We start from the raw sequence: 673 nt of genomic DNA, 5'->3' as shown, positions 1-673 counted from the left end.
ACCGGGAATGATCAAATTGATCTTCTCGGTTATTTTTTGTGCATTTGAAATAGAATATCTAAATGCGTGATTAATTCTTCCGTTCCCAGTTAAAACCTAACCAGCCAATCAAACTTGTTACAGCAAGCATGAAGTAACCCAAAATTGTTGCTGGGGTTTCCGCTTTATCATTTGATTGCGGTAAAGCAGCTGCTTTACTTTCAGGTGCTTTAGGTTGTGCTTTAATTGAACTTTTAAGCGAAATTGTCCGAATCTTATTAACCTTGGTGAAATTGACGCCCGCTGCTTTTTCACTAGCTTGGGACTCAGCGGTCGTATTTTCCGAAGTTAAATACGTCATCATAGGCTGTTGATGCGCCTTAACAATTTCAGGAGTCTGGCCTTCATCAACACCTGTGGTAATTGTTTGATTTGATGCCGGTTCGACTGGTTGGGGATCTGCTGGTGTTTGGTCTCCATCAACACCAGTGGTAACTGCTTGGCCTTCTTCCGGCTGAGAGGGTGTTGTGGGTTGAGTTGTTGGGTCATTTGGTACTGTCGCGGACGCAGACGCGAGAGCGGGACCCACGGCTGCCTTGGTGTAGACTTGAATACCGTCTGCAACTTCACCTTCGACATACGTAAACGGCACATCTTTTGAAACTTCACTCTTAAAGTAGGCTGAAATACCATC

General features: G+C 44.4%; 1 pseudogene. It reads right to left on the bottom strand.

The features are described 5' to 3' along the window. Positions 1–70 precede the first annotated feature (70 nt). A pseudogene (locus AC6H04_RS07600) lies at positions 71–673 on the bottom strand (hypothetical protein); the annotation flags it as partial.

It is taken from the genome of Secundilactobacillus sp. MJ173 (assembly GCF_059704265.1).
This window is presented reverse-complemented; position numbering and strand designations above follow the sequence as displayed.